Annotated in this window: 3 protein-coding genes; 1 reads left to right on the top strand and 2 read right to left on the bottom strand. The window is 70.5% G+C overall.

Annotated elements, in window-relative coordinates:
* Position 1: 1 nt before the first annotated feature.
* Both ppdK and dusB read right to left on the bottom strand, forming a co-directional pair.
* The gene (ppdK, locus tag AC13HU_RS29615) at positions 2 to 2,764 is read right to left on the bottom strand and encodes a pyruvate, phosphate dikinase (RefSeq protein WP_483045045.1); all 2,763 of its coding nucleotides are present in this window, start codon (positions 2,762 to 2,764) and stop codon (positions 2 to 4) included.
* A 586-nt stretch (positions 2,765 to 3,350) separates the two neighbouring features.
* Positions 3,351 to 4,550, bottom strand: coding sequence for a tRNA dihydrouridine synthase DusB (dusB, locus tag AC13HU_RS29620; protein ID WP_483045046.1), 1,200 nt, complete (start codon positions 4,548 to 4,550; stop codon positions 3,351 to 3,353).
* A 123-nt stretch (positions 4,551 to 4,673) separates the two neighbouring features.
* Between dusB and AC13HU_RS29625 the strand changes: the two genes are divergently transcribed.
* Positions 4,674 to 6,095, top strand: coding sequence for an MFS transporter (locus AC13HU_RS29625; protein WP_483045047.1), 1,422 nt, complete (start codon positions 4,674 to 4,676; stop codon positions 6,093 to 6,095).
* The last annotated feature ends 139 nt before the right edge of the window (positions 6,096 to 6,234 follow it).

Raw genomic sequence — 6,234 nt, forward strand, 5'->3', positions numbered from 1 at the left:
GTCAACGGGCCGCCGCCCGGCCCGCTTCGAGACGGGCGACGGGGATGCGGAACGGCGAGCAGGAGACATAGTCGAGGCCGACCCGGTGGAAGAAGTGCACCGACTCCGGGTCGCCGCCGTGCTCGCCGCAGACGCCGAGTTTGAGGTCGGGGCGTACCGCGCGGCCCGCCTCGGCGGCGGAGCGGACCAGCGCGCCCACGCCGTCGGCGTCGATCGTCTCGAACGGGGAGACCCCGAAGATGCCCTTCTCCAGGTAGGCGGTGAAGAACGACGCCTCCACGTCGTCGCGGGAGAAACCCCACACCGTCTGGGTGAGGTCATTGGTGCCGAACGAGAAGAACTCGGCGGCCTCGGCGATCTGACCGGCGGTCAGCGCGGCCCGGGGCAGCTCGATCATGGTGCCGATGGAGAGCTTGAGTTTCGTGCCGGTGGCCGCCTCGACCTCGGCGATCACCGCGTCGGCCTCGTCCCGGACGATCTCCAACTCCTGCACGGTGCCGACCAGCGGGACCATGATCTCCGGGCGCGGATCGCCCTTGACCGAGCGGCGGTGCGCGGCGGCCTCGGCGATCGCGCGCACCTGCATCGCGAACAGCCCGGGGATGACCAGGCCGAGCCGCACCCCGCGCAGTCCCAGCATCGGGTTCTGCTCGTGCAGCTTGTGTACGGCCTGGAGCAGTCGCAGGTCGTTCTCGTTCTCGTCCTCGCGGGCCTCGGCGAGCGCGACCCGTACCGACAACTCCGTGATGTCGGGCAGGAATTCGTGCAGCGGCGGGTCCAACAGCCGTACGGTGACCGGCAGTCCGTCCATCGCCTCGAACAGCTCCACGAAGTCGGCCTTCTGCAGCGGCAGTAGCGCGCCCAGCGCCTCCTCCCGCTCGGCTTCGGTGTCGGCCAGCACCAGCCGTTCCACCAACTCCCGCCGCTCGCCCAGGAACATGTGCTCGGTGCGGCACAGCCCGATGCCCTGCGCGCCGAACCGCCGTGCACGCGCGGCGTCTTCGGCGTTGTCGGCGTTCGCCCGCACCCGCAGCCGCCGCACCCGGTCGGCGTACGCCATCACCCGGTGCACCGCCTGCACGAGTTCGTCGGCCTCGTCGGCGCCGGCGTGCATCCGGCCCTCGAAGTACTCGACCACCGGCGACGGCACCACCGGTACCTCGCCGACGTACACCTTCCCGGAGGACCCGTCGATCGAGATGAGGTCGCCCTCCTCTATCACCACGCCACCGGGTGCGGTCAGCCGGCGCCGCTTGGTGTCGACCTCCAACTCCTCCGCCCCGCACACGCAGGTCTTGCCCATCCCGCGCGCCACCACGGCCGCGTGCGAGGTCTTGCCGCCGCGCGAGGTGAGGATGCCCTCGGCGGCGATCATGCCGTTGAGGTCGTCCGGGTTGGTCTCGCGCCGGATCAGGATGACCCGCTCGCCGGACCGCGACCACTTCACGGCGGTGTACGAGTCGAAGACCGCCTTCCCGACGGCCGCGCCCGGCGAGGCGGCGATGCCCCAGCCGATCCGCTGGAACTTGGCGCCGACGGTCGCGGAGTCCTCGAACCGGGGGAACATCAACTGGGCGAGCTGCGCCCCGTTGACCCGTTGCAGCGCCTCGGCCTCGTCGATCAGCCCCTGGTCCACCAGTTGGGTGGCGATCCGGAAGGCGGCGGCCGCGGTCCGCTTGCCGACCCGGGTCTGGAGCATCCACAAGTGCCCGCGCTCGATGGTGAACTCGATGTCGCACAGGTCCTTGTAGTGCGTCTCCAGCGTCTCCATGATCTTCATGAGCTGGTCGTACGACGCCTTGTCGATCGTCTCCAGGTCGGCGAGCGGCACGGTGTTGCGGATGCCGGCCACCACGTCCTCGCCCTGGGCGTTTTGCAGGTAGTCGCCGTAGACGCCCTGCTGGCCGCTGGCCGGGTCGCGGGTGAAGGCCACCCCGGTGCCGGAGTCGGGGCCGAGGTTGCCGAAGACCATCGAGCAGACGTTGACGGCGGTGCCCAGATCGCCGGGGATGCGCTCCTGGCGGCGGTAGAGCTTGGCCCGCTCGGTGTTCCAGGAGTCGAAGACCGCCCGGATCGCCAGGTCCATCTGTTCGCGCGGCTCCTGCGGGAAGTCCCGTCCGGCCTGCTTCGCGACGATCGCCTTGAAGTCGTCGACGAGTTGCCGCAGGTCGGCGGCGTCCAGCCCGAGGTCGCTGGCGGCGCCCTTGGCCCGCTTCGCCTCCTCCAGCGCGTCCTCGAAGAGGTCGCCGTCCACCCCGAGCACGGTCTTGCCGAACATCTGCACCAGGCGCCGGTAGGAGTCCCAGGCGAACCGCTCGTCGCCGCCCGCCTGCGCGGCCAGTCCGGCCACCGACGCGTCCGACAGCCCGATGTTCAGGACGGTGTCCATCATCCCGGGCATGGAGAACTTCGCCCCGGAACGCACCGACACCAGCAGCGGGTTGTCCTGCTGGCCGAGTGTGCGGCCCATCCGCTGCTCCAGCGCGTCGAGGTGCGCACTCACCTCGTCGCGGAGCGCGGCCGGTTCCGCACCGGACTCCAGGTAGACCTTGCATGCCTCGGTGGTGATGGTGAAGCCCGGAGGGACGGGCAGACCGAGGTTGGTCATCTCGGCGAGGTTCGCACCCTTCCCGCCGAGTAGGTCCTTGAGATCCTTGTTGCCCTCAGTGAAGTCGTAGACGTACTTGCGCTTCTTCTCACTTGTCGACACGGGTCCGTTGACTCCTCGCGTCCTGGATGCCCTGACGGCGGGGAGCGTACCCATCTCGAAGGTGTCCAAGTATGTCCATCACCACGACACACGGGTGTAACCGCTCGTCTGCCGTCTAATCCAAAGCGCGCGGCCGGTCGGCGGGGTCGAGTCGTATGTTCACGAGTCGAACGGAAGACGTCGCAGTGCGAGGCGCGACGGGCGATTCGCGCACGCACGGTGACGGGTGCGGTGGGTGGGTGTACGAAGCCGGGGTGGCGCTCAGTGTCGAGCATTCGAGAAGTAGGGTGCTCTGATGTGCGCTCATTTGAGCGAATGTGGCATCAGGTGTGGGCCAACTCACGCGTGCGTCGGGCGCCTCGTCTCATGCTTCGGACGTAGAAGGTATACGGCGCCGCAGGGGGGCGTGGGGTAGGTACACGAGCAGCGCTCGACCGGCCGTCAACTGGCCGTCGGTCGACGCTCGACCGGCCGTCGGTCGACGCTCGACCGGCCGTCGGTCGACGCTCGACCGGCCGTCGATCGGCGGGCGGTCGGCCGTCAATCCGCCTGCGGCGGCCCGGAGGCGACAGCAACTGCCCCGTCGGATCGGCGGCGACGGCCGCCACGACGACGGCCGGCGGGCACCCGGCGCCCCGGGTCAGCCCCCTGACGTGGCCGCCTCCGCGTCCTCCGTGAGGACCGCGCACTCGAAGGGGTCGTTCAGCCAGCCGTCCGGCAGGACGACCCGCTTGCCGGGGGCGGTGCGGCCGCGCGGCCCGTCCGCGTGGGCCGGCCACGACTGCGTCTGGTCCAACGACCCGAGCAGCCCGGCGAGTTCGGCCAGCGAGGACGCCGTGGCAAGGGCACGCCGGACGTCGGAGCCGACCGCGAACCCCTTGGTGTACCAGGGCACATGCTTACGGAAGTCGACCACGCCGCGCGTCTCGTCGCCGATCCACTGCCCGAGGAGTTCGGCGTGCCGCAGCATGACCGCGGCGACCTGCCCGAAACCGGGCGTGGCCGGGGCGCCGCCTTCGCCCGCCCCGCCGGAGGCGAGCGCGGCCACGAGGTCGCCGAAGAGCCAGGGGCGCCCCAGGCAGCCGCGCCCGACCACCACGCCGTCGCACCCGGTCTCGCGCATCATCCGCACCGCGTCGTCCGCGCACCAGATGTCGCCGTTGCCGAGTACGGGGATCTCCGGGACGTGCTCCTTGAGCCGGGCGATGGCGTCCCAGTCGGCGGTGCCGCCGTAGTGCTGCGCGGCGGTGCGGCCGTGCAGCGCGACCGCGGTGACGCCCTCCTCGACGGCGATCCGGCCGGCGTCGAGGTAGGTGAGGTGGTCGTCGTCGATGCCCTTGCGCATCTTGATGGTGACCGGCAGGTCGGCCGCGCTGCCGACCGCCTCGCGCAGGATCGCCCGCAGCAGGTTGCGTTTGAAGGGCAGGGCCGAGCCGCCGCCCTTGCGGGTGACCTTCGGCACGGGGCAGCCGAAGTTGAGGTCGATGTGGTCGGCGAGGTCCTCGGCCACGATCATCCGCACCGCCTTGCCGACGGTCGCCGGGTCCACCCCGTAGAGCTGGATGGAGCGCGGCGTCTCGGCGGCGTCGAAGTGGATCAGCTGCATGGTCTTCTCGTTGCGCTCGACCAGCGCCCGGGTGGTGATCATCTCGCTGACGAACAGCCCCTGGCCGCCCGAGAACTCCCGGCACAGCGTGCGAAAGGGTGCGTTGGTGATGCCCGCCATGGGGGCGAGTACGACCGGCGGCCACACGGTGTGCGGGCCGATCCGGAGTGCGCCGGTCGCGGGCGGGGCCGAGGTGCCCGTCGCGGGCGGGGCCAGGGTGGCGTCAGCGGTCATGCCGCCATTGTCCCGTACCGGCGGAGCGGTCACCGAAAACGGTTGTACGACAGTAATGAATTCGGTTGTACAGTAGTAATAATTCTGTTTGTACAAGTGATGAGAGGGCGGGGACGCGACGGCATGCCCGAACTGACCCACCGGCGCCGGATGCTGATCCTGGCGATCTGTTGCATGAGCCTGCTGATCGTCAGCCTGGACAACACGATCCTGAACGTCGCGCTGCCATCGATGCAGCGGGACTTCCACGCCTCGCTCTCCGGCCTGCAATGGACGATCGACGCCTACCTGGTGGTGATCGCGTCGCTGCTGCTGCTGTCCGGGTCCACCGCGGACCGGATCGGGCGCAAACGGATCTTCCAGGTCGGCCTGGTCGTGTTCACCATCGGATCGGCGCTGTGCAGCCTCGCCCCCGGCCTCAGCTGGCTGATCGTCTTCCGCATGTTGCAGGCGGTCGGCGGCTCGATGCTCAACCCGGTGGCGATGTCGATCATCACCAACACCTTCGACGACGCCAAGGAGCGCGCCAAGGCGATCGGCGTGTGGGGCGGCGTGATCGGCATCAGCATGGCGGCCGGTCCGATCATCGGCGGTGCGCTGGTGGAGTCCGTCGGCTGGCGCTCGATCTTCTGGATCAACCTGCCGGTCGGGGTGGCCGCGCTGCTGCTGACCGCCCGCTTCGTGCCCGAGTCGCGCGCCCCGCGGCCCCGCCGGATCGACCCGGTCGGCCAGGTGCTGGTGATCGCGCTGCTCGGCAGCCTCACCTACGGGATCATCGAGGGCACCGGCGCGGGCTGGGGCTCGCCGCTGATCGTCGGCTGCTTCGTGGTCGCCGCGGCCGCGATCGCGGCGCTGGCCGGGTACGAGCGGCGCCGGTTCGACCCGCTGATCGACGTGCGCTTCTTCCGCAGCGTCCCGTTCGGCGGCGCCACCCTCATCGCGGTCTGCGGCTTCGCCGCGCTGGGCGGGTTCCTCTTCCTCAACACCCTCTACCTGCAAAACACCCGGGGCCTGTCCGCGCTCGACGCCGGCCTCTACATGGTGCCGATGGCCGTGATGTGCCTGGTCTTCGCGCCGCTGTCCGGCCGGCTGGTCGGCGCCCGCGGGCCGCGGCTGCCGCTGGTGCTCGCCGGGATCACGATGACCGCCAGCGGCGTGCTCTTCGCCGGGTTCGACGCGGAGGCGAGCAATGCCAAACTGTTCACCGCGTACGTCCTGTTCGGCATCGGCTTCGGCCTGATCAACGCGCCGATCACCAACACCGCGGTGTCCGGCATGCCCCGCGCCCAGGCCGGGGTGGCCGCCGCGGTCGCGTCCACCAGCCGCCAGGTCGGCCAGGCGCTCGGCGTCGCGGTCCTGGGTGCGGCGCTCGCCGCGGGCCTGCACGCAGGAGCATGGTGGATCATCGCCGGATGCGGCGGTGCCGTACTGGTGCTCGGTGTCCTCACCACCGGCCGCTGGGCGCGCGGTACGGCGGAACGTACGGCGTCGGCGCTGATGACGCCCGAGACGGAGAAGGACAAGGTGGCGGTGAGTACGTCATGACGACGGTGAATGTGCACGACGCGGCGACGGGTGCGGGTGCGGGTTCGGGTGCGGGTCTGGGTGCGGGTGCGGGTGCGAGCGTGGTTTCGGGTGCAGGCCCGGGCTCGGGTTCGGGCGGGGCCGCGGGAGTCGCCACGGC

The sequence above is a fragment of the Streptomyces sp. NH27 genome (genome assembly GCF_056859195.1).